22 protein-coding genes are annotated in these 25,572 nt (G+C 41.0%); 4 read left to right on the top strand and 18 right to left on the bottom strand.

The features are described from left to right. Positions 1 to 125: 125 nt before the first annotated feature. Positions 126 to 1,877, bottom strand: a complete 1,752-nt coding sequence (locus NSQ55_RS14505) for a HAMP domain-containing sensor histidine kinase (protein WP_339174185.1) — start codon at positions 1,875 to 1,877, stop codon at positions 126 to 128. Further along, positions 1,874 to 2,629 carry a response regulator transcription factor gene (locus NSQ55_RS14500; protein ID WP_076125728.1) on the bottom strand — a complete coding sequence of 252 codons (756 nt, stop codon included), beginning with the start codon at positions 2,627 to 2,629 and terminating at the stop codon, positions 1,874 to 1,876. Before NSQ55_RS14500 ends, NSQ55_RS14505 begins: the two co-directional genes overlap by 4 nt. A gap of 191 nt (positions 2,630 to 2,820) precedes the next feature. Between NSQ55_RS14500 and NSQ55_RS14495 the strand changes: the two genes are divergently transcribed. Then, entirely contained in the window at positions 2,821 to 3,852 is a 1,032-nt protein-coding gene (locus tag NSQ55_RS14495; RefSeq protein ID WP_339174183.1) for a M23 family metallopeptidase, read from the top strand. Positions 3,853 to 4,052: 200 nt separating this feature from the next. Next, positions 4,053 to 4,928, top strand: a complete 876-nt coding sequence (locus NSQ55_RS14490; protein WP_339174181.1) for a deoxyribonuclease IV — start codon at positions 4,053 to 4,055, stop codon at positions 4,926 to 4,928. Positions 4,929 to 4,972: 44 nt separating this feature from the next. Here the strand turns inward: NSQ55_RS14490 and NSQ55_RS14485 are convergent, their stop codons facing one another. The 10 genes from NSQ55_RS14485 to NSQ55_RS14440 all read right to left on the bottom strand — a co-directional run bounded on the left by NSQ55_RS14485 (position 4,973) and on the right by NSQ55_RS14440 (position 16,213). Further along, entirely contained in the window at positions 4,973 to 5,296 is a 324-nt protein-coding gene (locus tag NSQ55_RS14485; RefSeq protein WP_076302052.1) for a hypothetical protein, read from the bottom strand. Positions 5,297 to 5,380: 84 nt separating this feature from the next. Then, positions 5,381 to 6,601 carry a GNAT family N-acetyltransferase gene (locus NSQ55_RS14480; protein ID WP_076184556.1) on the bottom strand — a complete coding sequence of 407 codons (1,221 nt, stop codon included), beginning with the start codon at positions 6,599 to 6,601 and terminating at the stop codon, positions 5,381 to 5,383. 94 nt (positions 6,602 to 6,695) lie between these two features. After that, positions 6,696 to 8,063 carry a Na+/H+ antiporter NhaC gene (gene nhaC, locus NSQ55_RS14475; RefSeq protein WP_339174178.1) on the bottom strand — a complete coding sequence of 456 codons (1,368 nt, stop codon included), beginning with the start codon at positions 8,061 to 8,063 and terminating at the stop codon, positions 6,696 to 6,698. 223 nt (positions 8,064 to 8,286) lie between these two features. Further along, positions 8,287 to 8,913, bottom strand: coding sequence for an HAD family hydrolase (locus tag NSQ55_RS14470; protein ID WP_076184554.1), 627 nt, complete (start codon positions 8,911 to 8,913; stop codon positions 8,287 to 8,289). 58 nt (positions 8,914 to 8,971) lie between these two features. After that, on the bottom strand, positions 8,972 to 10,453 hold the full coding sequence (locus tag NSQ55_RS14465) for a DUF4179 domain-containing protein (protein ID WP_339174176.1): 1,482 nt from the start codon (positions 10,451 to 10,453) through the stop codon (positions 8,972 to 8,974). A gap of 17 nt (positions 10,454 to 10,470) precedes the next feature. Then, complete coding sequence (locus NSQ55_RS14460; protein WP_076125874.1) at positions 10,471 to 10,968, bottom strand: RNA polymerase sigma factor; 498 nt, start codon at positions 10,966 to 10,968, stop codon at positions 10,471 to 10,473. A 166-nt stretch (positions 10,969 to 11,134) separates the two neighbouring features. Then, complete coding sequence (locus tag NSQ55_RS14455; protein WP_339174174.1) at positions 11,135 to 13,519, bottom strand: polyprenyl synthetase family protein; 2,385 nt, start codon at positions 13,517 to 13,519, stop codon at positions 11,135 to 11,137. Positions 13,520 to 13,595: 76 nt separating this feature from the next. Continuing rightward, entirely contained in the window at positions 13,596 to 14,366 is a 771-nt protein-coding gene (locus NSQ55_RS14450; RefSeq protein WP_076184551.1) for a flavodoxin family protein, read from the bottom strand. A 165-nt stretch (positions 14,367 to 14,531) separates the two neighbouring features. Next, positions 14,532 to 15,098, bottom strand: a complete 567-nt coding sequence (gene cysC, locus NSQ55_RS14445) for an adenylyl-sulfate kinase (protein WP_076302047.1) — start codon at positions 15,096 to 15,098, stop codon at positions 14,532 to 14,534. A gap of 35 nt (positions 15,099 to 15,133) precedes the next feature. Continuing rightward, the gene (locus NSQ55_RS14440; RefSeq protein ID WP_076184549.1) at positions 15,134 to 16,213 is read right to left on the bottom strand and encodes a saccharopine dehydrogenase NADP-binding domain-containing protein; all 1,080 of its coding nucleotides are present in this window, start codon (positions 16,211 to 16,213) and stop codon (positions 15,134 to 15,136) included. 128 nt (positions 16,214 to 16,341) lie between these two features. Here NSQ55_RS14440 and NSQ55_RS14435 point away from each other — a divergent pair, with 128 nt between their 5' ends. Beyond that, on the top strand, positions 16,342 to 17,427 hold the full coding sequence (locus tag NSQ55_RS14435) for a helix-turn-helix transcriptional regulator (RefSeq protein WP_076184548.1): 1,086 nt from the start codon (positions 16,342 to 16,344) through the stop codon (positions 17,425 to 17,427). Between the two features lie 79 nt (positions 17,428 to 17,506). Here NSQ55_RS14435 and NSQ55_RS14430 read toward each other — a convergent pair whose 3' ends face one another. Then, positions 17,507 to 19,030 (bottom strand): MDR family MFS transporter, encoded by a 1,524-nt coding sequence (locus NSQ55_RS14430; protein WP_076184547.1) that lies wholly within the window; start codon positions 19,028 to 19,030, stop codon positions 17,507 to 17,509. Between the two features lie 276 nt (positions 19,031 to 19,306). Here NSQ55_RS14430 and NSQ55_RS14425 point away from each other — a divergent pair, with 276 nt between their 5' ends. After that, positions 19,307 to 19,729 carry a MarR family transcriptional regulator gene (locus tag NSQ55_RS14425; RefSeq protein ID WP_172628892.1) on the top strand — a complete coding sequence of 141 codons (423 nt, stop codon included), beginning with the start codon at positions 19,307 to 19,309 and terminating at the stop codon, positions 19,727 to 19,729. An 80-nt stretch (positions 19,730 to 19,809) separates the two neighbouring features. On the opposite strand, the gene NSQ55_RS14420 is transcribed toward NSQ55_RS14425, so the two are convergent. The 5 genes from NSQ55_RS14420 to NSQ55_RS14400 all read right to left on the bottom strand — a co-directional run bounded on the left by NSQ55_RS14420 (position 19,810) and on the right by NSQ55_RS14400 (position 25,503). After that, the gene (locus NSQ55_RS14420; protein ID WP_036677965.1) at positions 19,810 to 20,151 is read right to left on the bottom strand and encodes a DUF1801 domain-containing protein; all 342 of its coding nucleotides are present in this window, start codon (positions 20,149 to 20,151) and stop codon (positions 19,810 to 19,812) included. Positions 20,152 to 20,443: 292 nt separating this feature from the next. After that, on the bottom strand, positions 20,444 to 23,962 hold the full coding sequence (locus NSQ55_RS14415; protein ID WP_339174166.1) for a discoidin domain-containing protein: 3,519 nt from the start codon (positions 23,960 to 23,962) through the stop codon (positions 20,444 to 20,446). Between the two features lie 290 nt (positions 23,963 to 24,252). Next, entirely contained in the window at positions 24,253 to 24,612 is a 360-nt protein-coding gene (locus NSQ55_RS14410) for a multidrug efflux SMR transporter (RefSeq protein WP_076217536.1), read from the bottom strand. Positions 24,613 to 24,629: 17 nt separating this feature from the next. Next, positions 24,630 to 24,956 carry a multidrug efflux SMR transporter gene (locus NSQ55_RS14405; protein ID WP_339174161.1) on the bottom strand — a complete coding sequence of 109 codons (327 nt, stop codon included), beginning with the start codon at positions 24,954 to 24,956 and terminating at the stop codon, positions 24,630 to 24,632. Positions 24,957 to 24,969: 13 nt separating this feature from the next. Beyond that, on the bottom strand, positions 24,970 to 25,503 hold the full coding sequence (locus NSQ55_RS14400) for a TetR/AcrR family transcriptional regulator (RefSeq protein ID WP_076125775.1): 534 nt from the start codon (positions 25,501 to 25,503) through the stop codon (positions 24,970 to 24,972). Positions 25,504 to 25,572 lie beyond the last annotated feature (69 nt).

The following is a 25,572-nucleotide window of genomic DNA, read 5'->3' as shown; positions in this document are numbered from 1 at the left end:
CAGTTTGGATGTCAACTTATTTATGATCCCAACTCTGGCTGGATAATAAACAGGAGAATTAAAAAATTATATTCAGAACAAAAAAACCACCGTCATTTCCGTTAGGAAAAACGCTGGTTCTATGATTAGCTCCAACTCAACTTAATAATGGTCCCTTGTCCAGGGCTACTCTCAACAGCAATTCTGCCCTCCATACATTCGATTAATCCCTTGGAGATCGCCATGCCAAGGCCGGATCCGTTGGAGCTAGATACGGTGTCCGTTCCTCGATAATAACGTTCAAATAATCGGTTAAGTGTGACTTCATCCATTCCATCGCCATCATCGGAAAATTGAATAGTAAATCCACTGTCCAAATCATTCATAGTAAGCGAAACCGTTAAAATCGTATCCGAGGGGTTATGAAGTAAAGCATTCGCAGTCAAATTGTTCACAACCCGCTCTAGCCATGGAGTATACAATCGGGCCCTCACTTCGTTTGGTGCCGGCACAAATATAATTCGCTGCTTCCCGTATTCGGGATTTGCAGCAGCTTGATCAAGGGTTTGATGTAACCAAGAGTTCAATTCCACTTCCATCAGCTCTGGTGGCTTGATCCCTGTTTTTAGCCGATAGGTCATGGCAAGATCACTGATCAGCATGTCCATATGGGCTGATTTATCCAGCATCGTCCTTGTAAACTTGCGAACTTCCTCTTTCGACCAATCATACGAAGGCTCCGCCAGTAAATGAGCATAACCAGTTATAGAAGATAAAGGAGTTTTTAAATCATGTGTAACACCTGCGATCCATTCTTCCCTCAAATTCTCTGTTTGTTGCCGCAACGCCTGATCTCTCTGCAAATTAGCAGATAATTTCTCTATGGAGACCATTACATCAGAAAAAACCCGGTATCTCCGCCTCCATTTACCTACGTGTGTTCGACTACGACGATTTCCTTTACGGTCCAAAGGCTCTGTATATATGGCATTTCCAATAGAATCGAGCCATACAAGCATATGCAGCATTGGCGCTCCAAACCTATGAGCTTGCCATAAAGATAGCAATATAAATGCAAGCAATAAAGCCGCGAGCATTGCTAATGAGCCTTTAATGACAATTTTAACCTCTTCAGGTACCCATACCTTTTGTCCTGTATCTGCACCCTTTACGTTCGGTTGTCCAACGATCCATGTTTGGCCCGTTTGTTTATCAAAAGAAGATCGGACATGATAGCCGTAACGTTCACTGTAGAGAGTGCGTAGTGCTAGCTCTGGCACTGAGTACTTGGTGGGAATCATCTTTGGCCTATTATAGGAGAGCAGCTCCGTACCCGATGAATCAATGAGTTGAACAAAAGCCTGTGATGATTTAATTTCTCTTTCAATCGAATCAGGCAGAACCAGATCTCCATCTACTGCATCAAATGTACCTTCGCTCATTTTTTTTAACAAAGGATCTAGTGTATTTGGCGCGCCATAAAGAAGCGTGAATTGTCTCCCATTTTTCTCTTGAATCCATACAGCCAGAGTATACGGAAAAGGCTGAGTCCCTGTCCAATAGGCGACTACTTCACCCGGTCCATATTGAATTGGGACATCTTTTGGAGTGTTGTAGGCACTTTCAACTTTTCCATTTTCATCGATATTTTGCAGCCAGCCCTTATTCTTCTTCACTTGCTCCAGCAAGCTCGGGGAAAATTGAATGCCCTTCTCATCGATTTTGGAGGATTCAACCAGTTGCTCTAAGCCAACATTAGCAAAATCACGCGTAATACTGATATCGAGAAAACGCAACAGCATCCAAGTAAACGTTACTGCTGCAATAGCGAGAACAACCATTCCCGTAATTGCTAGCTGTAGAACGAACCTTAACGTTAACCGACGTTTGATATTCATGGCATGGACAACTCCTGGCGGTCTACCTTCACCAGCTTATAACCAAGACCCCTAACGTTAACAATAAATTTTGGATCGGACGGGTCTGCTTCGATACGTTCTCTAATTCGATGAATATGAACCATAACCGTATTATCATCGCTCAGTGCTTCATCGCCCCATACTTTCTCATATAACTCACTTTTGCTGAAAATCTGATTGGGATGTTTGCATAAGAAGACCAGCAGTTGAAATACAAGTGCCGGACAAGCAACAGACTGACCCTCTACCAGGAGTTCTCCCGCTGTCTCATCTAGCTTAAACCTTCCGTAATCATATACATTTGCAGATTTATGGGGGACTATTTCTACACTCTTGCCAGTAGCCTGTTGGTTAGCAGAAGCAAAATATCTCCGCAGTTGTGCTCTTATACGAGCCACCACTTCAAGCGGGTTAAAGGGTTTGGTAATATAATCATCTCCGCCTATAGCAAATCCCGTTAATTTATCGAAATCAGACGTTCGAGCAGTCAGAAAAAGAATAGGGGCATCCGTCGTCTGACGGATAAAAGGGCAGATTTCGATACCACTTCGTCCGGGCAGCATTACATCCAGCACAATTAAATCATATTTTTTGGATTCACAGGCACTTACTGCTTCTTCACCTGTTTGCACTGTATCTATATTGGCGTAGCCTTCCTTACGCAGCACTGTCTCCATAATGTCTAAAAGCGATACCTCATCATCAACCAATAAAATTGAAGCCTCATTCATATAAATTTTCCCTTTCACAATAGACGTTTTTAACATCATAGCATGATTTTTTTGGCTAGCAATCTTACTAATCTTAACGGAAGCTTAATTCGTATTCATTAAATAGCTAGTAAATTATGTAAGTGTTAATATAGAATTTCAGAAGAGCTAAGGATAGACTGCTACAATCGTAATACTGGGAGGCGATATATATGAACAAAAAACCTAAAAAAATCATTCATAAAGTTATTTTGAATACAAGAACTGCCTTGGCTGTAGGGTCACTGTCTTTATTAATGGCTGCCTGTGGAGGAGAGAATGCAGATGTGCCGACTACTGAAAAGGCGGAGCAGACAACAAGCCCGGCCACAGTTGCCATTCTGAGCGGATTTGCTCCAGATGAACTATCAAAGATTCTACTGGACGGGAAGTACAAGGAGTTGTATGCCCGCTTTAATCAGCCTTTAAAAGATGAAATAAGTGAAGCAGAATTAACAGAGACAGGAAAAGAATTCACTAAGGGTATCCATACATTGGAAAAGGCATCGACCATGCAGCTTAATGGATTTGATCGACGCACATGGGTTAGTGATGCTGGCAATAAGGGGCTTGTCGGGATGTTTGATCCGGATGGGACGATTACATTAATTCAAGTTCAAGAGCTTACCCCTTCTCCTGAAACCGACAATGTACTAAGCAAACATGAATACGCACTGCCGTTTGAGGGAGATTGGTATGTATTTTGGGGTGGTGAAAATGTGCTTGTGAATTATCATTATGAGTTAGAAATCCAGCGGTACGCTTACGATTTTATACAAACCAAAGATAACTATTCCTATACAGGAGATCCACTAAAAAATGAAAGCTATTATGCCTTTGGCAAAAACATTCTCGCTCCAGCGGACGGCACTGTTGTATCGGTTGTGAATGACATTAAAGACAATGAGCCAGTTGGGGTCATGAATCCGAATCAAGCTACCGGAAATATCGTTGTCATTGATCATGGCGGGGAATATAGTCATTTGGCGCATCTCAAACATGGGTCAGTTACTGTAAAACCGGGGGATAAAGTCGAAAAAGGTGAAGTTATTGGCTTAACAGGTAATTCTGGTAATACGAGCGAGGCCCATCTACACTTCCAAATCTCAGATGGAGCTGATCTATTCACTTCCCGGGCAATCAGAGTTAAATGGGAGCAAAATTTAAAACCAATTCAAGGTGAGACTATTTCCGCTGCTAATTAGCGCTAAATTCCGGGTCGCTAAGGTTGTCTCTCATAAATAATAAATCAGATGAGACAACCTTGATCTTCCCTAAAAAACATCCTACTTTCTTGTAATACCAATACATATAATCCGGGTAATTCACAAATAATAATAGACATATAGGATATATAGTAACTAAATATGGCTCTCTTTTCAGAGGAAAGGAAGTGTCAACCCCGATGTCTTTACTCCTAGGCTCTCATGTGTCTATGACCGGAACAAAAATGCTCCTTCGAGCTAGTGAAGAGGCAGCCTCTTATGGAGCGACCACCTTCCTTTTTTATACCGGAGCCCCACAAAATACACGCCGCAAACCCATTGAAGCTTTGAATATTGAAGCAGGACATGCTCATATGAGAGATAACGGTATTTCTAATATTATTGTACACGCTCCATTTATTGTTAACTTAGGAAATGCACTTTCGGCACAGGTCTTTGAGCATAGTATAGAGTTTCTTCAATCAGAAATCATAAGAACAGAAGCTTTGGGTTCAACCCAAATCGTCCTACATCCTGGCTCCCATGTTGGTGCTGGCTCTCAAGCTGGAATCTCTCGGATCGTGGAAGGCTTAAACGAAGTGCTAACAGATAAACGAAATGTTCAGGTTTCATTAGAAACTATGGCTGGAAAAGGTAGTGAATGTGGAGTCTCTTTTGAAGAACTCGCAGCTATTATTGATGGAGTGACCCATAATGAGCGTCTATCAATTTGTTTGGATACTTGCCATATCCATGATGCCGGTTATAACGTAAAAGAAGATTTTGATGGCATATTGGATAAATTTGATCGATTGATCGGAATAGAGCGCCTAAAAGTCATTCACATCAATGATTCAAAGAATATTATGGGCTCACATAAAGACAGGCACGAAAATATAGGGTACGGATATATCGGCCTTCAGGCGCTAAGATATGTGGTCCACCATCCTCAACTAACAACTATCCCCAAACTCCTAGAGACTCCCTCCATCGGTGAAAAGAAATATGTAAACGCACCCTATAAGCATGAGATTTCCTTGTTAAGGGGAGAAACAAATGAGCTGGTAAAAAAATAAAAACCGCCAATTACGCGGTTTTTCATCTGTGCAGCCATGATCGACTATCCTTTTGTGGAATCAATTGTAGTAGGTGCGGTTCCATTTAGCTGGAGTTTTTTTAACGAGTTTTTCTTTGCTGTTAATTCTTTGGAAAGATCAGCTTGCAGGCGATTCATGTTCTTAATTTCATCGTTAAGCTTTTTGATTCGCGTCATTTTACTGCTCAAATCTGTGTGAGACTTGCTAAATTTCATATCCTGTTCTAATTGATTAATTTTGAATTTGGATTTTTCTTTTTTGTTCTTCACGTTTTTGAGCTTGCTCTCTACCTCTATGATTTCTTGTTCTAACCTTTGGATCATTGGTTTGGTGAAATTAATCGCCATTCTTACACCCCATATCATTTAGTGTTGCCGAGAATCAATTCTACTATAAAAGAACAAAAAAGCACACTCATTAGAGTATGCTTTTTAAAAATAATCAGAGAAATAGGGATGTTCTGGCCTGATTAACCCTTCCAGGAATTGAACTGTAGCTTCATCTGCCTGGATCCGACCGATCCTAGCCAAATAGGTAGGTCGCTTATAGCCCATTAACATCGTGGTTAAAGTAGGAATGTCAATCAACAAGGAAGGGTTAGTCCCCCCTGCGTGCAAAACACCTGTTCCATCCTTATCCACATTAAGTGTAAATGTACCCCGGTTCCATTCCAGCATCGGATCACTCAAGGTGAAGATAAGGCAACCATCTTTATCCTGTTTTTTAAACGGATACTGTTCGATAAATAATTGCACATCCACTATCCGGGCCATAAAATAAGGAGCAATGGTTTCCTTGATGTCACCATCATCTAAAACGAAGGAAAGCGGCTCCCCTTTATAAATATCCCCTTTGACAAGAGTAATCATCGAAAAATGTGCACTTATAAAGTTCCATAATCCCACGCGAGCTTCTTCGTTAATATATACCATTTCTTTGATGTAAAAGATCTCCTCAGCAACCCAATACAACAAATACCCTGTGGGCAAATCATCATTGTTATAGTAGATGCCCACTGTCATTTCATCCAGATCCCAGCGTAAATATTCTTCCCAAGCCAACTTATTTCGAAGCATAGCTCCATGATGCTGCATGGAGAACTGATCATATATCTCCTTGATATCTGGATGTTCAATAGTTACCCGCTCCACGTTCCCAGGAACTTTTTTAGTTTTCGGCAGCTGGGTATCCGGAACTTCAAATGAGATTTTATCGGTAATGATCTCCCAGCCTTTCCGCCTATAATACGGAATAGAATACGGAAATAGATAAGAAATTGATTGCTTGCGGCCCCGCATTTTAGTTAATGCATGCAACATCAGCTTATTCATTAAACCTAAATTAGCATATTCGGGATAGGTTCCAACGCCCGTCAGGCCACCCATCTCATAAATTCGCCCAAAAATATTTACTTGAAATGGGTATACTGCTAACTGTGAAATCAATTTATCACCATCAAACCAACCGACCACATCAGCATACTTTAGAACTGGCAGCTTCGCTTGGGTGATTTCACGATTTTCCCAACCAAAGATTTGTAAATCACGATTCGTCACTTGAAATACATAACGTAATAAATTATTAAATTGCTCTGCATGTTTAGTCTCGACATTTGCTAACCTGATTCTATCCTGCAACTTATTGCGACTCACTAGCAATACCCCCGCTGAATTCCCCAGATATAAATCAGAAATCACTCTTATTATTCTTAATATCCGTACAATAAATACATTCTTTCAGAGAAGGTTAGCCTAACGAGTTCTTTTGCAGCTTCGGGATCAAAGCATACGCAAACGTGATGAATGGGCTTAACCACAGAAGGGTGGCATAAGGTATATATTCAATTACCGGCACACCTAGTGTAGCAGCGAAAAAAGCACCGCTAACTCCCCAAGGAATTAAAGGATTAACAAGGGTTCCACAATCCTCTAACGTACGGGATAGTGTCTTTGCTGGAATGCCTCGGCGATTATATTCATCTTTGAACATTTGACCAGGCAACAAAATAGAAAGATACTGTTCACCAGTCATCCCATTAACCGCAATGGATGATGCACCGCTCATAAGCACGATACTGCTTTTACGTTTGAGGGGTTGAATGATTTTGCGAAAAAAAGCCTCTATGACACCACAATGTTGTATTAGTCCGCCTAATGATAAAGCAATCAAGATAAGTGAAACGGAACTCATCATTGATTGCATTCCACCTCGGTTAACGATAGAAGCAACGGTTTCATTGGCAATAGTACTTTCGTATCCATTCTGCATCACACTGAACCAGACACCGATTTCTGCCTGCTGCTGAATAATAGCGGTCACCAGAAGACCAGTAACAATGCCAACCATCAGTGTAGGAAGGATTGGGATTCGTTTGATTGAGCAAATAATAACGGCAAGTGGTGAGATCAAAGTCAACCAGTGGATACGAAATCCATCTTGTAGAGCAAACTTAATCCCCTGAATCGACGATAAATCAATCGCATCGGCTTTTGGTGCGAACAAGAAAAAGACAGTAGTTATTATAAGCGCCGGAATCGTTGTGTACATCATATTACGAATATGTGTGAACAAGGATATACCTACCACTGCAGGTGCAAAATTTGTAGTATCAGATAAAGGTGACATTTTATCACCAAAACAAGCTCCGCAAATGATCGCTCCAGCAGCAAGTGTGGGAGAAATCCCTGTCGTCAAAGCAATACCCATCAAAGCTACGCCGATCGTGCTAACGGTGGTGAATGAGCTTCCAGTAAACATAGAGACGACAATTGTGACATATAACGCGCTTACTGCAAAGTAGTTCGGATTAATATAATCCATACCATAAAATAAAAGTGTAGGCACCGTACCACTCATCATCCATACAGCGATCAATATTCCGATCAACATGAGGATAAGAATGGGCATTATAGCTGTTTGGATGCCTTTAATGATAGCTGCCTCAATATCTTTCCATGACACGCCAAATAAACCCAATAAGACTGCTGTGCCAACTGTGGTTGCGAGAAGAGGGATATGAGGTTCTGCTTTCAATAGGAAAATAGATACAAAAAGAAGTGCAAAAATAAAAGCGATAATAATCATACTTTTTGAAAAACTAAGCTGACGGTCCATAACGATAGTGCTCCTTAACATTGTGATTGGGATAAAATTCGGAGATTGCGGTGCTTCCTTACTTTTAAGCTTTTAAGCTTTTAGGCTTTTGGGCAATGAAGCACAGAGGTAATATTAACGATAAGATAGAGAAGAGTCAATGTTAAGAACATACAATGAAGGTTTTTCCATTAAAAAAACAGAGGGCAAAATGCCTCTCTGCTATATATTCACCCTATTCACTTTACAATTGCAGCTTTAAAATATCCTGCGGAGTTTCAAATTTATATTTCGCGGGAATATGCTCATGCTGCTTGCATCCCCATAAAGCTAATCCAAAATCGACACCAGCATCTCGTGCACATTCATAATCATAAATCGTATCCCCTATGTAAATAGATGATTCAGGGTTTGCTTTTGATACTCTAATAAATTCTAGCAAGGGGTCTGGATGTGGCTTATGCTTTGCTGTATCTTCTGCGATAACGGTATATGATAAATATTTAGTTAAGCCAAATGGAACGAAATCATCATTTAGCTCAGCTCTTGTCTTGGAAGTCACAATTCCTTGAACGATCTCTTTTGACTGTAATGAACTCATTACATCTACAATTCCGTCAAAGATGTTAATAGTATCATAGAAATCTTTCATGAAAACATTCCATCTCTCATTGCCCTCATGAATATCTTCGATCCCAAGTTGTGGTAATGAAGCTGAACCGGGAATACCTAACACAAAATAGAGCTCTGACAATTCATACTCTCTGTTATGATCCACCTTTAACATCTTTTGCAGAGAACTCAGAACAGCGATTTCTGTATCAATTAAGGTTCCATCCACATCAAAGATTACAGTGTTATATTTACGCATAACTACCTCCTATAGGATTACAACAAATACAAGATTATTAATCGTTAAGCTTAATCTATTACTTAGAAAATAACTCTACGGCTTGTGTATCCATAATCGGATTGATATATTTCTCTAGCGTAATCGTTAGGGGTTGAGGATAATCTTTCGCTCCCTTTCCAAAAGTATAACGCATTTCATCCACGGCTGTACCCTCCTTTGAAGTCATGTAGCCACCGAAGTTTCCTGCCGAAGTTGTTTTGATTGCTCTTTTATGCACATTTCCTTCCGCATCAGTAAAAGTCTCAGCAAGTCTAGTATAGTATTTTAAATATTCGGCATCAGTAATTGTATGCCGTAACAAGATCTCTCCTTCATCTGCATAATTCTCTTGCGTTGGAGAAACAAGCTCAAGGCCGCTTCCCGGTGCTTCAATGATTTGCTGCTTATTGAGATCGACAACAATTTTCATTTTATTCTTTTCCACTGCCGAGATACCAAAGGTTTTTAATGAAACGGTGTCTGGCTGACGGTTTAGGCTGCTCTGGCTGTTCCTGAACACCAGCGTAAACTTGGTGTTGTCCGAATAGACTTCAGAATTGTCAGAGTTGACGATGTCGGGGTAAAATAATTTTTCGGTAGCTCCCCCATTTGTATTAATCAGAACTGGATTAATCAATTGAAAAATTTGTTTATCATTGTTCAGATCATACTCCAAATCTACATAGGTACTAAGCGGTGTATATTGCACTAGATTCACTTTAATCTTTTGCCCGTCAACTGTCAGCGTTTTATCCGTTTTTAGAATTCTTTCCTGTGCTTTGAGCATATCAGGATTAAGTTCGAAAGCAACATCCAGATTAGTCCGGTACTTATTACTACTGGATTGTAGCGCCTTATCTGAAGTTTCAGTGATAATGACATTATAGTTTACTTCCTTTGGATATTTAACCGTTGGTGAAAGACTAGTAGTGTATATAAAATCCTTAGACTGGCCTGGTTGAATTCGGTTATCGCTGGCAAGCATACTTAGTGCAGCACCTTTATGTAGATTCGACTCCTGTATGCCTTCATATTGAAGCGCAAAATTCGCATGTATAACTTCTTTGTCTGTATTGTTCTGAACACTGTATAGAATATACACCTTCCTTCCATCTGTTACTGCACCAGTTACATCTACTCGGTACCCCTTGTTTTCCGCGCTCTGACCCACCGGCATCACGAGATTCTGTTCCAGAGCACTAGCAAGCGCTGGTTCTAACCTTGAAAATGAACGATACGCTGCAAAATCATCTGTATTTTTAGGGCTGGCGGTTTGAACTGAAGGTTGAGCCACTTCCTTGGCCGGTAACCCGATTGAAGAGTATGTAAATAATAGGGCTGCGGCTGCAGCTGCGATCACTCCCAAACCTGCGGTAAAAACGCGGCGTTTCTCACGTTTTTTTCCTTCCCTAATTCCCTTTCGCATCGCGTTATAAATTTTCATTTCCTGTAAAGTTTCAGTATTCTGATTCATTTCATCAACATTTTTCTGCAAAATACGATCTTCTTTATCTGTCACTCTGTTCACCTCCCATATCACTTCAACACATTACGAAGCTGTTTAAGTCCCTCGCGTAACCAGGTTTTGATTGTACCTTCAGGTTTTTTTAGCACTTTTGCGATTTCGATTGTAGTCATGTCATTGTAATATTTAAGAAGTACCACATGCCGATATTTGGGCTTTAATCGGTTCAGAGCACGTTCCAGATCAATCCGGTCGTTACTTTTCATTTCCTGAGTTGCAACCTCTGCCAGCTTCTCCGTAGGAATCACTCGTTTTTTTCGTCGTAGTTCATCCATACAGCAATTGATCGTAATTCGAATCAACCAAGGTGTAAATGACTGTTCATCTTTAAGCTTCTTACGTTTCATCCAGGCTCGACATGAAGCCTCTTGTACAACTTCTAACGCGTCCGCTTCTGTCCGTAGATAACTATAAGCGACGGTGTACATTTTCCGATGCTCCACATACAGGCGTTTAAAGAAAACTTCCTCATCCATTCGGGCAAAATCAACCATTCTGACCTCGTCCATCGTCCTATCCACCACTCACCACACCCCCTCTTTTTTTGTCAGTGTCGGTATTAGGATAAAGTCATCGTTCTGATGTTCTTATAAGTAAGACGGAGTTGAACGTAAAAACGATTGATTTTTTTCATAAAAAAGTGCTGGCAAAGATGCCAACACTCCATTTTCATATTTATCGATTACGATTAACCATATAATTCAATAGATGTTTTAAAAAATTGATATTGCGGGGGATCTCTTTTAGCGCCTCCATGGCAAGACAATAGTGCTCCCACATCTCTTTTCTAGCGCCTTCTGAACCCAGAATGGAGACAAACGTTGCATTGTTATTCTCAACATCCTGCCCTGTGGGCTTACCCAGTAATTGTAAATCCCCTTCCAAGTCGAGTAAATCATCTTTAATCTGAAAAGCAATCCCCGCATGATAAGCGAATTTCTTCAAAGCTTCAATTTCTGTCTCCTTAACCTGTGCGAGAATCGCTGGCATAACTAGTGAAGCTTCGAACGCAATGCCCGTCTTATAGAAGCAAATCATATTTAATTGCTCTAGCGTCAATGCTTTCCCTTTAGAATTCAAATCCATCGCTTGCCCCATGCAGGTATCTTCCGCCTTTTGAGCTGAATATTGCATTAAAGCAATTACGGATTTAGCATCGAATGTAGAAAGGGATGCCTGTTCCTCAATCGACTTCTGAATTAGAAAGAGTCCTGTCAATTCCGCCGTTGCGCTATTATACACCTCATGTAGAGTTGAACGGCCTCTTCGAGTGGGGGCATTATCCTGAGAGGGCAGATCATCGAAAATTAAGGATGCAGTATGCATATATTCCAAAGACCTCAAAAGCGGCACAATTGCCGCGCTGTCTAATCCGTATTCGTTCACCCCCATAACCCAAGTCAGAATAGGTCGTATTCGCTTGCCATCACCCTCTAAACTATAATTGGCTGCATCAATTAACATTTCTTTCATAGCTGGTGTCCCAACAGGTTTATTAATCGGCAATTGATTGTTGATTTCACCACGAACCTTTTGAATCGTATTGTGAAAATCCACCTTTTCCTGCTTGTTGTTTTTTAAATTCGTAAGCATTTGATCTCTTAGTAGTTTGTCAAAAAAATCCACATCATCAGCTTTCAACACCATTTGCTGCACGAGTCGATTAAATTCGGGTTGACCCGAAGCAAAGATCTCCATAATCTCTTTATACTTTTCAGTACCCACACGTACTTTACAACGCTTCAAACCGTTAATTGCTCGATCTAGAATCACTTCACGGGTTTTGGCATCGGAGTGATATACGGAATGGATTAGATGAGAGATGACGGTCCAGTATAATTCAAAAGGGTTTATCAAATCTGAACGTTGATCACGGTATTTCAGAAAATAGGTATACGGCGTTACCGCTCCCTCTTTCATATCGTCAAACATATCTGCAAAATCATCAGCCAGTTGATTGTAAAGACCATAATAAAAAGTGCGTTGATCAAATCCATCATCTGTAGGTGCACTAATAACGGATCGGACAATTAAACGGGAAGAAGAGGATTTTAAGATAATGGGGATATAAAGCTCTTCATTGGTGTAATTAGCGTTGGAAAGTTCCTTAACACGGTCCAGCTCCTGAGATTGAAAAAACACAAAGGATTGCTCGAAAAATATGTTCTGCATTTCTGGACGTTGATAGCTTTTAATATATTCGAAAGCTTCACTAAGCTCCGAATGTACGTATCGAATGAATTCCATGTTCTCTCCGGACCATTCTCCAAGCTCAGGCACAGATCTAGTAAGGATAGCGTCGCGTATCATGAGGGAAAATTGCTCTTTTTCTTGAACCGTTAAGACACTGGAATCGAGAAGATCATCAATAAAAGGGTAAGTCAGCCCATAAGAATAACCAAGTCTAATGGCTTCACTAAGCTTCTTAGAACGTTCCAAAGGTGGGGTACTCTCCCCCATTTCCTCCATTACATGCAGAATGACCCCGATAATGATCTTAATTAACTTACGCTGTGCTTGTTCGGCATTCATTTCCTGCGGAATATGGGTTGATACGTTCTTTAGCTTGTCGATCACCCAGATGGTGGCGGTCTCGACGCCTTCTTTCTGCGCCCAGCGATATACTCCTGCCAAGCTCATAAATTCTGATTGATCTCTTATCGTTGTTGAATCGTCTGGGATCAATTGAGATCTAATGTCAGCAACCATTCGCTGAATCCTGTTTTGTGTATCAGTAGAATCCAAGGCTTTGCCCAGATCCCTCATATATAAATAGGACACGCTGCGATCTAAATAATCATCCAATTTACCGTTAAGATTCAGCCAGCCTATATACCTATGATAATCCTGCGAATCAGGTTTCCTTTTCCCTCTAGAGAAAAATGACAACCATGAGCGGCGATGAATATGATGTTTTTTCCATAATTGAATATCTTCAGTGAGAGTAGATACATAAGTTTTTTCTTTGAACTGCATGTGCAGTGAAACAAAATACTGAGCCGCCCTCTGCTCAGCTAGCGAATAGGCTGAATCGGCATGATCGGTTACATTCACATTCATAGGTGGATTACCTCAACTTCTCTTTTGGTTAATTGTCGGTCATGTTCATATCTTATACGGAGAAGTGTCTTTATGGTTACGAATTCTTCGCCATACGTTTCCCAATAAAGTCAAAGATCAGACCCGCTGTCCTTTTTATAGGACCCAATGAAACAGGATAATAATAACCCGACTCAAACCAGCCTTGTTCTTTGTAATAACGATAATCCTTGGAATGATCATCAAGCATTGTTTTTATACTTGTACGTGACATTCGAAACAGCATTAATCTGAGAAAAGAAGGAACTGGAGTCTTGGGCGACATAAGGTCCTTATAGAATCTTTCGGAGGCTTTCTTTATTTCTCTCGTCATTTTTTTCTGCGCAACTTCTGTTCTTGGCTCCAAAGTAGTCAAGACACAGCCTTTTGTAACTTGAAATCCGAAATTCTCGCCCATATTACTAAGGTATTTCACAATTTTGCTGCCTCCAAAGATCCCCTGATTGACAATAGCCGTGAAGGTTTTCCCGAAGAATCGAGGTCTATGAAATACAAAAGCAAGCCGGTCCAAGAGGTTCTTCATCGGTGCCGATACATGAAATGCATAATTAGGCGTGGCGAAAATAATTCCGTCAGAATGGATCATTTTCTCCATCAATACATCGCGATCATCCTTTAGTGGACAATATTCCTCACCTTTATTGAAACATATCTTGCAGCCCCGGCAATATTCAAGCCGATAATCTTTTAAAAAGACATACTCAAATTCAATATCACCATATGCTTTTAAATTATTGCCAAATTCACAAACCGCTTCAAAGGTCGCATGCTTTTGTTGATTCCCAATAAATGCAGTAACTTTTTTCATTTGAACCCCTCCATATATGCATATTTTGAATAACACCCATCAATATGAATGAATATTTTTTTATTCATTCATATTGTAGCACCTTGATCCCTTTTATGCGATATAATTCCATTTGAGAATGCAAAAAAAGAAGCCCGACTTGACCAGGCTTCTGTTAACTTCCCTCTATATCTTTTTAGCGTAATTATGTGTAACAAAATCAACTAGCAGATTCACACTGCTCTCCATATCGTAAATCTCTGTGTTAACTGTCAATTCGGCATGTTCAGGGGCTTCATAAATAGCATCAATACCTGTAAATTCACGAATTTCACCTTTTCTAGCTTTCTTATACAGCCCTTTAGGATCACGTTGTTCGCAGGTTTCTAATGAACATTGCACATAAATCTCTGCAAACTCGCCAGACTGAAAACGATATCTAATCGCTTCTCTAGCAGCTGAAGAAGGTGAAATCATCGGGACAAGCACTATAAAGCCTAGATCCAAAAACATAGATGCTACTTCGGCTGCGCGACGCATATTTTCTTTACGATCCTCTTCTGAAAAGCCTAAATCAATATTCAAACCTTTCCTTAGCTGGTCGCCGTCGATCACAGCACATCGGATGCCTTGCTTAAACAATTCTTTTTCAGCTTGTTGTGCTAGTGTACTTTTTCCTGAACCTGAAAATCCTGTGAACCAAAACACGCCCGCTTTATGACCGTTCAACAGCTCCCAATCTTTTCTATTCATTCTAAGACGCCCCTTTCTATATGATTAATATTATACTAGTTTACCGCAGTCTTGAGAGAAATGGCTGATCCTAATTCCTTCTGTATATACGCTATATCAGTCATCTGCTCAATATGGTAAACTCCACCTGGGGGTGGTGAATCATATAGATGTTTTGCTACTGCCGCTGTTACTTTTGCCGTAATGATAGATTGATTCTTTCCTTGTAATAAAAAATCCGCATGAAGTAATTTACCTTCTGAATTTCTTCCATGTGCCTCAACCTTAATAGCGAACCCATCATCCCCCAAATGCAGCCGCCCCATAACACGAACAATTGAATTCTTCAGCCAGCCTATTTGCAGTAAGCGAACGGCTCCAGTTCTTTTCGTTATTGCCAGTATTTTAGTAACTACAGCTGAATCAAGACAAAATCGTGTAGAGATAGACGATGATTTTAGTGTTCTGCTAAGTGTCTGTTGATCTGAGAATGGAAAACGGTAAGCATATCGCTTACCCATCTCATCACCAAAATGATACAACCTTCTGTCTGTAAAGCTCTCCACCTCAACCTGGCGATTATCCTGCTTCACTTCGAACTTAGCTGCTAAACTGTCAACTGTCCATTCTAGCGCCGCTTTGCCATGAGAATCACCTAATCCGAGCATAATCGCAATTTCTATCTCCTCAATCTGATCCATCTGCCGCTCTGCTTCAAGGGCCAGGAGATTAGTGATGCCGGGAGCAAGTCCTACACTTAAGACAGCACTTGACCCATTGTCTTCAGCTTCTCTCTTGTATTTCTCAATTTCATTCAAAAACAAACCGTTCGCAGATACATCCACATAATGAATACCGCTTCGAAACACCGCTCTTATAAAATCCGTATCCGTTTGATCTAAGCACATAATGATTAATTTCACTCGTTCTAACTTATCAGTAGGTAAAGGTTTATTAATATCCAACTGCATCGGCTTAATTTTCCCATTAGTTGCTTGACTGAATTGCTTTGCTTTTACAAGGCTTCGCCCTGCAGCATATACTTTTCCAGGATATTTTTTCTCTAAGATTTCACAAATGGTACGCCCTACATGGCCATATCCACCGACGACTACAATATCTTCTTTTCTCTGCATTTTATCACCGCATCCTATATAATAGAAATAATTAAGAACCATTCTCAATTATACGGATATGGTTTACATTCACTATCCCATAAATGTGGGATACTTGTTTTTATACTCCATGACTAGAGGGCTGACCTATGAAAACCATAAGACAACTTAATCATATTAAACAACAAATCATAAGGTTAGGTGCTGTTTCTGAATCTTCACATAGCTACCGTACTTCATTACTGTCGATTTTACGCGAGGCTGTACCCTTTGATGCTGCCTGTTGTACCCATGTTGATCCACAGACACTACTCTCGACAGGTGCGGTTACAGAAGATAACGTGGAATCCATTCATCATCACTTGTTCCAGATCGAATACGGTGAAGACGATATTAATCCCTATGAGCAAATGGTTCATAGTAAAGTGCACGTAGCTACTTTATATGAAGCAACCGAAGGGCAGCCAGATTTGAGTGCTCGCTATCAAAAAGTACTGTCTCCGGCAGGATTTGAGGATGAATTACGCGCTGTACTTGTTCATGGAGATGCGTGTTGGGGGTATCTGACACTTTACAGAAAGTCCGGTCAGCCTGTATTTTCACTGGAAGATTGTGAGTGGATAAGCTTAATGCTTCCTGAGATTGCCGCTAGAATGCGGGCTTTCAGTCTTGAGTTGCCTGAGAGAAATCAGACTTGGCTGGAAGAAGATTACGGTTCCGGAATTGCCGTCCTTTCTGATCAACTAATGCTCCTCTCCTCTAATCCTACAGCGGACCGTTGGTTAGAGAAACTTCGTTCATTAGAAAAAATTGATCACCATATCCTGCCACGACCAATTCGGGCGGTGAGCACACAAGCAATCAATAGTCCCTCTGAATCTTCGGGGATGGCAAAGTCCTGTATCCGGATGTCAGACGGACCTTATCTAGTGATCCTGGCTAGCCGGCTTCATGCATACGACGGTCAGACGCAAATTGCCATTTCATTCGAGCCTGCACGTCCAGCAGATATGCTTCCTATCATTGCAGAAGCGTATGATCTAACGAAACGGGAACAGCATTTACTTGAAGGAGTAATTCGCGGATTATCTACTAAAGAATTGGCTGCTGAGTTACATATTTCTGCTTACACGGTTCAGGATCATTTAAAATCCATTTTCGCTAAAGCAGGTGTCAGCAGTCGTAGAGAGCTTATCTGGCATTTACATTCTCGTTATAGCATTTCAGAGAAATAGGGTCGCCGAACTTCTTATCAAAAAAGCCCAAGCCTTTATTAACAAAGGACTTGGGCTTTAATTTTTATCTTTTATTTCCTTAATGCGATGCCGTAAATTCTTCCAGCTCAGAAGCAGGGTCAAACTTCTCCCTGCTCATCACAAATGCTGCCATTAGAGCTATAACAGATGGAATAATCGCCCAAGCAAAGGTATGAACAAGAGAAGAAGATAATCCTTCGGTGATTTTATCAAGAACCTCAGAGGGAATTTTGGCCCGTGTGTCGGGAGTCAAAATTGTACTTGGATCACTTAGATTAACACCTTCTGGTGCCGCGCCTCCCTTACTGAACATGGAAGCTAGTTTATTCGAAAAAATGTGACTTTGAATAATACCAAATACCGTAATGCCAAGTGTCATTCCCAGCTCCCGTGTGAAGCTAAGTGTCGAACTTGCAGAACCCCGTTGTCTTGCTGTAAATCCATGAATCGCTGCATTGCTTAGAACAGAAAATGATGAACCTATGCCAAGACCCACCAGAAACATAAAAATAGTGACTATAAACCGGGAGGAGTCTGGTGTTAGTGTGGTAAGTAGAGCCATACCTGCAACAAGGAGTACTAACGTAGAAATCATGATCGTGCGATAATTAAATTTAGAGAGCAAGAATCCTCCGCCAGCAGCAGTGATAACAGAACCAATCATCATCGGAAGTAGAACAAGCCCCGAATTTGTGGCAGACCCGCCAAGAACCCCTTGAATATAAATTGGAATGTACACCGAGGCTGTAATAAATGCTGCTCCGCTAAATATCGCCATAACATTACTCGTAGAATAGAGACGATTCTTGAACATACCAAAGGTAATGATTGGCTCTTCTGCACGACGTTCGATAACAATAAAACCAATTAAAAACACAACAAAAGCCATAAACAATCCCAGAATCATTGTCGAGTCCCAAGCATATTTCTTACCCCCGAGCTCAATCGCAAACATGAGACAAAGGATTGAAGCTACAAGTGTAAAAGCCCCAAGATAATCAATTTTCTCTTTGGAATGCTCAACAGATTCTTTGTAGAAGAAAGCGATCATAAAGAATGCAATAACACCAATGGGTAAATTGATATAAAAGACCCAAGACCAATGAATATAATCCGCTATATAAGCGCCAATAAGGGGACCAAATATACTGGAAATACCATAGGCAGCACCGAATAACCCACCGATTTTCCCCCGTTTTTCTGGGGCCACTACATCGAACATAATCGTGAATGCAATAGGAACGAGTGCCCCTCCACCAATACCCTGAATTGCCCGATAAATACTAAGCTGGACAATAGAATTTGCCGTACCACATAAAGCTGAACCAATCATAAAAACAATAATACCGAAAATAAAAAATCGCTTACGTCCATACATATCCGATAATTTACCGAAAATCGGCATACCCGCCATCTCAGCTATCATATAAGCGGACGTAACCCACATCAATTTGTCAAAGCCGCCAAGGTCACCTACAATGGTTCCCATTGCGGTTGCAAGTATAGTATTATCCATTGATGCCATAAGTGTAGCCAACAATAGAGCTACTATAATAACCCCAACTTTATTTTTCTTTTCCATGCTCCTTTTTCTCCTCCACTTTTCCCAAATGTTTAGTTCTACTCTAATTGTTAAAGGATTGTGCACAGGCTTCATTCCAAACCATGTGATGTTATACCCTTTGCAAATTAGTGAATAATTCGATAAAATCAAGACAATTAATTAGATGTTCATCAAGCATCTCGTTCATTGATTATCTTGACTATCAAGATATAAACATTTTAAAAGGAGGGTCCTCTTTTGTCAAGAGATCGACACAATCAAGTTACAATTCAGCAGGAAGACTTAACTTTACGCATGCGGGGCCTAGGCAGCCGAACGGTTTTGTATCAGCAAAAAGTAGCAACTTCTCTAGGGTTATACAATAACGATTTTCTATCTATAGATATCCTTCATGAAAAAGGTCCTATCACCGCAGGCGAGCTATCCAAATTAACTGGACTTACTACAGGCAGCATTACCACATTAGTTGATCGACTTGAAAAAAACGGCTTTGTTCGCAGAGAACATGATCCCAATGACCGTCGTAAGGTGATTATTGTTCCTTTATATGAGAATAACGAGGTTGGAAATGCCTACCTTCCTTTGCACACTAAGATGGTTAAACTGGCGTCTTCCTTTACTGAGCAGGAGCTTGAGCTTATAACAACATTTTTAGGCAAAGCAAGTACCATCCTGGAAGAGCAGATTCACTATCTCAGCACTACAACGAGTAACTAAAACTGTATAATCGTCAAAAAGGACGATCTCCCATGAAGTCAAATGACTTTGAGATATCGTCCTTTTAATATAAGTATGGATCAAAGTGAAGCTGAAGCTTGAGCAACTAAAGAGACCAACTGTGCAGAATCAAATGTGTCTCCTTTTCGAAGCTTCAGGGTTTTCCTTTCAGGTGGTCCCTCAAATGCTCCCTCTGGAAGCGTTAGCTCGGTTGTATTAAAGATTACAAAGCTGACTGCGTCTTTTGATGTCGAGATGGCCGCAGCGTATTTTCCATTTTTCAAAAAATGAGGTTTCTTATACTGAATACGTTCCTGCACATCCGGTATAGCCTGATGAACAACCTCACGTAGTGAGGTGGACAACTCCACCTGCCATGATTCTTTTAGCGCTTCAATAAAATCGATTACTTCCTGATTCATTTTTCATCTCTCCCTTTAAGTAATTAAATGGTTTGCCTGAATAAGCGCAGTAAGTTGTTTAACAAAATCAGGAGGTCCTTTGAGATCCGACGCATCTGCTATGACGAACATAAGATGATGAAATCAACACATCTGCAAAAGAATTTCAAAAATTTAATAGTTTAAATTCCCCTTATATTAATTTCTTGTTCATGTAGTCATTATCCTTCTGGCAATTTAGAGATATCCAGCTCGTTACAAGCTAAAAAGGGAAAAGCTCCTAAGAGCTTCTCCCTTAACCTCGTACATAAAATTAATGAATCGTTAGATTAAAACCGCTCTGAATATAATTCAGATTCGGATAAGCAATGTTGGAAGTTGTCAGGTTATTAAAGGTTGCAGCACCATTGCCTGTATAGGTGTAAATAGCTGCACCTTTATGTGGACCTGAGAACCGTGAAGTTGTTATTCCATCAAGTCCTGTACCGTTAATATTGATGTTGTTGAACACGATGTTCTCGAATCCACCACCATATCCAAATTGAATCGCATCACGCTGGGTATTAATGATGTCTATGTTATTAAATGTAACGTTCTTGATAGCATCATTTGATGCTTCAAGATCAATTGCGCCACGTTCACCCCCATAAAGATCTTTACTCGTGCCACTGTTAATAATGGTTGTGTCTGAGAAAACTACACCCGTATTATTCTGGAAATGATAACCTGGAAAAACGGTATTCATACGTATGCCGGAACCACCAACTGTATCAATGATATAGTTATGATCAGCCTTATGACCACTTCCTCCAAAGAAAGCAATCGCTGCCGCACGCCAGTTATTCTCAATGGTGTTATACGAGAAGGTATTATTCACACCAGCAGGTGCACCATTTGTGTTACTGGTCCATACTGCAAGACCATCGTCACCATTATTTCGCACACTGCTATTGCGTACAATTGAATTGCTAGTTCCTTGCGAGAAGTTGATGCCGTCTGCAAGATTGTTCCGAATCCGACTGTTTTCAACTACCAGCCCGGTAGCATAAATAGCAGGTGTATGAGCGTAGTCGCCTACCCACATTCCGCATTCAAAATGCTCTACCCAGACATCATGGATAATAGAGTTGGTTCCAAAGTTATCCATAAAACCTTTGTAAATTGCATTTTGTCCATAACGTGAGCGCAAATTAGAATTCATATATACATTACTGAAATCTAGCTTACCTGAAATACGGAGTGAAATACCACCGCCCGCAGCATTAGGATTGGTGAACTGAATATTGGTATGCCAGAGACCAGCACCAGTAATAGTGAGGTTATTGATCATATTACTAGCAGAACCAATCTCCCACATACTGCTAAGATTAAAGGTACCTGCTGGAATATAAATAGACTTTCCGCTTGCCACGGCTGCATTTACAGTAGCTTTAAAAGCTGCCAGATCATCTTGTCCGTCGTTTGCCACAGCACCGTAATCTGTTACAGATACGGAGTTAGCTGGGCGGGCAATTGCTGTTGGAACAGATTCAATTTCAAGGAAATCCACACCATATTCCAAGCTATCTCCATTGTTCTTCTGGATTCGAATCTTATCCCCAGGTTGGAGGGGTGTATCCATCTTCCAGTGAACTTCATCAAAACGGAATAGTGGACGTCCAGCACTAGGTGTATCGCCAGGCATATCACCTGAGAAATACTGCCAGCTGTAGTATGAGGTTAAGGAAACTGTTTTTACTTTCGCTCCATTCACATACACATCCAGTGAACCATTCAATCCCATCCCATCTGCAGAGTCAGGCATTGTAAATCTCATAGTTACACCTGCGCCGCCTTGACCCTGTCTGACCGTCCACTCTAAGTTCGAACCATTCGAAGGAAGAGCTATATAACGCTGGCCAGAAGCCTCAGAGGCGATTAATCCTTGATCAAAGGTTGGCGCCGATTTCAATGTCGCGCCACCCCCGAGTGTAGCATCCTCGGTATCATATCGACTATACGGCATGCTTGCACCACGCGCAGCATAGACAACGAGATTAGAAACACTTACATTATTCGCTTGCTTGGCAGCTATCTCATTAGCATCCACTTCAACAGTAGTGGTGACTGTGTAGTTACCATTAATCGCTGTCCAAGTCCCTGGAATCGCTACATTAACTATTGCCCCCGCTGCTAAGGCACCGTTATAAGATCCATTATAGGTTTGAATAGTGGAACCCGCAGAGTTTTTAAGAACAACGCTTATACCATGTGAACCACTTGCAGAGGCAATGGTTCCTTGATTCTTAAGATTTACATTAAACGCTACATTGTTATTAGCAACAGGATTACTTGGTGTCCATGTAACAGTTCCCACTAAGTCAGAGCTGGACACTGGAGCGATAATAAGTGACGCTGGGTTCGTGTAGCTGTTATTCGCTTCATTTTGTTCGATAACTAGGTTGTCTTCATCAACTTTGGCACTAACTGAATACGTTGCGGCAGGCTTAACTCCTGCGGTAAGTGTCATCGATGCTGTTGTCGATGCTCCAGTTGCTAGTACACCTACCGGAGCTGAGCCTACAAGCTCATTATTTAAATAGAAATTAACAGTAGCAGCTGGAGAGCTGGCATTGCCGATATTCTTTACGATTGCGTTCAGCGTAATCGCATTAGACTCAACCGGATTCGTTGGTGACCAGGACATGCCAGTAATCACCAAATCCGGATTCGGAGCTGGAGTACCGTATACTTCAAATTCGGCGATCTGTCCAGCTGGAGCACCCGAGTTGGCAGTAATATTAAGCTGTAGACGTTTGACAGTTGCGGAAACAGGAATGGTTACTGTATTTCCTGAAGCTGGATTAAACGAATACGATTGTGCTGACACCAGATTCCCAAATGTCGTTGTGTTCTGATTGTGACCGAGCACTTGAATCGTTTGGGTACGTGCTCCCCATGCAGCGGCTGGATTTAACTTTAGAACGATGGAGGAAACGTTGTAGTTTGACCCCAGGTCAAGTATCAATGAACTAGGATTACTGCCACCTTCCCAGTATGTGTTGGTGTTGTTGTCATTAGCATTTGCTGCCACAAATGATTGCGTATTAGAGGATGCGGTAATCGATTTGCCAACCGCGATATTACTGCCCGCAACAGGCGTGGCTGTTGGCGTTGCTGTCGGTATGGCTGTTGGCGTTGGTGTGACTGTTGGTGTGGCTGTTGGCGTTGGTGTCGGTGTGACTGTTGGCGTTGGTGTGACTGTTGGCGTTGGTGTGGCTGTTGGCGTCGGTGTAACTGTTGGCGTTGGTGTGGCTGTTGGCGTCGGTGTTGGTGTACTAGCTCCATAAATTTCGAACTCAGATACTTGCGCTGCCGGCCAACCCGTATTGCCTGTTACATTCAGGCGTACATAACGAGTGCTGGTTGCTGAAAAATCAATCTTAACGGTGTTCCCTCCTGCTGAAGGATTGAACACATAATCAGCTGAACCAACAATGTCAGTGAATGTAGATCCATTTGTGCTGCCTTGAACGGCGAGTGTTTGCGTACGCGTCTCCCAGCCCGTTGGCAGCTTCAATACGATTTGGTCAATACTTGTCTCTGTACCGAGATCTACTTGGATCCATTGCGGAAATGCATTATTGCTGCTTTCCCAATACGTCTCTTGATTGCTGTCTTTCACATTGTTTGGACTATACGTTTGTGATTGACCACTAGCCGTCACAGTTTTGCCCAGCGTCAAATTCGCGCCACCAGAGGCACTAACAAATGTGAACGGACCCGCTGCCAGGTATAAACTTGAAATCAACAGGGTTACTACAAGCGACCATACGACATACTTGTTGCGCATTATAATCCTCCTCTTAATGTAGATACTCACTAACGTGTCGCCTTATCGGAGTGCTCAAATGATAGCGTTTACAATCAAATTCATCTCAGAGCACATTAAATAACAACCGATCCTCCTTTCAATGTGAGACACTCTCATTATAGAGAAAGAGCGGATCAAGCTATAAGATGTAATTCTACGGAAAAGATATGTGATACCAATATCGCGAAACTACCCTAAATATGGAATCTATTAACATCACGTCCATCAAATAAAGGCCTGATTTCTCAGGCCTTAGTTTTTTATGAAGATTAACTTGTGGTTTTAAGTTCTTTTTCATTAGCTGAATCTGGAGAGTTTAATAAAACCACACCTCCAACTATTAATACTATGCCTGCAAGTGTAAGCATACTAAATGGATCCCCCCATATTACGATACCAACGATTGCGGTTAGAACTGTACCTACACCTGCCCAAATCGCATAAGCTAGGCTTAAAGGTAAAACTCTGAGACTTATGGACAAACTATAAAATGCGATAATAAAACCAATAATAACACCTATAGTAGGCAATATTTGTGTGAACCCTTCTGACATTTTCAGCATAGTTGTACCTATTACTTCGCTTATAATAGCTACCCCAAGTACCCAAAAACCCTTATTCTTGTTCATAACATTTCCTCCAAGCTCTAATGAGATCCACCAGAAAGTTTCATAATGACTACTCCACCAATGATAAGAATCAGGCCGAGTAGTTTTTTCAGATTGAAGTTTTCTTTATAAATGATGACTCCAATTAACGCAGTTAAAGCCGTACCTACCCCCGACCAAATAGCATAAGCCGTCCCTAGTGGAATCGTTGAAAGCGCTAAAGAAAGACAATAAAAGGCTGAACCCATGCCGAGTACGACTCCTATTGAAGGTAAAATCTTTTTAAACCCGTTAGAAACCTTAAGCATGGAGCTACCAAATACCTCGCAGATAATCGCTGTTGCCAGTAACATATATGAATTCAACAATAGCCCCTCCTTACTCCGTCATGTTTATTAATTCTTGAATTACTTTATCTCGTAAATCCTTATCTAAAGCTCCTAATCCGAACATTTCTGAATACCATAAACCGTCCGCTGCCAGCCTGACAATTGTGGAACGTACAGGATCTATTCCATCGTTCTCTATATTGTTTTGCCATACTGAGTATTGATCTTGAAATTTCTTAAGGATATCCGGATTCGTAAAAAGAGCAGCCGAAAGCGCGGTGCTAATCTCTTGCTCTTCCTTAAGATCGTCGTCAATCGCCTGAACAAACGCTCGTCCCCACTTCCCCGTTTCTCTAGATGCATTCGCTACTCTTTCTTGAACATTACTGAAAAAATCACTTGTTAACTCTTCCACCATACTTTTTATTAAAGCTTCCTTATTCGGAAAATGGTGCAGCAGTCCACCTTTACTGACCCCCGCTTCTTTGGCAACGGCTTCAAGCGTAAGCTTCTCCACCCCATTATTTTTAACTACTATAGAAGCTGCTAATAAAATACTACTTCGTTTTGAATTACTGTTCACGATAATCACCTCTGTTATTTACTATACCGTCTGGACGGTTTTATTGTCAAATAAAAAATCATTACCTTA

The organism is Paenibacillus sp. FSL H7-0943 (assembly GCF_037963265.1).
Lineage (GTDB): Bacteria > Bacillota > Bacilli > Paenibacillales > Paenibacillaceae > Paenibacillus_AQ > Paenibacillus_AQ odorifer.
Note: the sequence above shows the minus strand (reverse complement) of the source record. Positions and strands in the feature narration are given on the sequence as shown.

Excerpts from the sequence above, each read along its gene's own strand:
- NSQ55_RS14505 (WP_339174185.1), bottom strand. The coding sequence starts at position 1,877 with ATGAATATCAAACGTCGGTTAACGTTAAGGTTCGTTCTACAGCTAGCA.
- NSQ55_RS14500 (WP_076125728.1), bottom strand. The coding sequence starts at position 2,629 with ATGAATGAGGCTTCAATTTTATTGGTTGATGATGAGGTATCGCTTTTA.
- NSQ55_RS14495 (WP_339174183.1), top strand. The coding sequence starts at position 2,821 with ATGAACAAAAAACCTAAAAAAATCATTCATAAAGTTATTTTGAATACA.
- NSQ55_RS14490 (WP_339174181.1), top strand. The coding sequence starts at position 4,053 with ATGTCTTTACTCCTAGGCTCTCATGTGTCTATGACCGGAACAAAAATG.
- NSQ55_RS14485 (WP_076302052.1), bottom strand. The coding sequence starts at position 5,296 with ATGGCGATTAATTTCACCAAACCAATGATCCAAAGGTTAGAACAAGAA.
- nhaC (WP_339174178.1), bottom strand. The coding sequence starts at position 8,063 with ATGGACCGTCAGCTTAGTTTTTCAAAAAGTATGATTATTATCGCTTTT.
- NSQ55_RS14470 (WP_076184554.1), bottom strand. The coding sequence starts at position 8,913 with ATGCGTAAATATAACACTGTAATCTTTGATGTGGATGGAACCTTAATT.
- NSQ55_RS14460 (WP_076125874.1), bottom strand. The coding sequence starts at position 10,968 with ATGGACGAGGTCAGAATGGTTGATTTTGCCCGAATGGATGAGGAAGTT.
- NSQ55_RS14455 (WP_339174174.1), bottom strand. The coding sequence starts at position 13,519 with ATGAATGTGAATGTAACCGATCATGCCGATTCAGCCTATTCGCTAGCT.
- NSQ55_RS14450 (WP_076184551.1), bottom strand. The coding sequence starts at position 14,366 with ATGAAAAAAGTTACTGCATTTATTGGGAATCAACAAAAGCATGCGACC.
- cysC (WP_076302047.1), bottom strand. The coding sequence starts at position 15,098 with ATGAATAGAAAAGATTGGGAGCTGTTGAACGGTCATAAAGCGGGCGTG.
- NSQ55_RS14440 (WP_076184549.1), bottom strand. The coding sequence starts at position 16,213 with ATGCAGAGAAAAGAAGATATTGTAGTCGTCGGTGGATATGGCCATGTA.
- NSQ55_RS14435 (WP_076184548.1), top strand. The coding sequence starts at position 16,342 with ATGAAAACCATAAGACAACTTAATCATATTAAACAACAAATCATAAGG.
- NSQ55_RS14430 (WP_076184547.1), bottom strand. The coding sequence starts at position 19,030 with ATGGAAAAGAAAAATAAAGTTGGGGTTATTATAGTAGCTCTATTGTTG.
- NSQ55_RS14425 (WP_172628892.1), top strand. The coding sequence starts at position 19,307 with ATGCGGGGCCTAGGCAGCCGAACGGTTTTGTATCAGCAAAAAGTAGCA.
- NSQ55_RS14420 (WP_036677965.1), bottom strand. The coding sequence starts at position 20,151 with ATGAATCAGGAAGTAATCGATTTTATTGAAGCGCTAAAAGAATCATGG.
- NSQ55_RS14415 (WP_339174166.1), bottom strand. The coding sequence starts at position 23,962 with ATGCGCAACAAGTATGTCGTATGGTCGCTTGTAGTAACCCTGTTGATT.
- NSQ55_RS14410 (WP_076217536.1), bottom strand. The coding sequence starts at position 24,612 with ATGAACAAGAATAAGGGTTTTTGGGTACTTGGGGTAGCTATTATAAGC.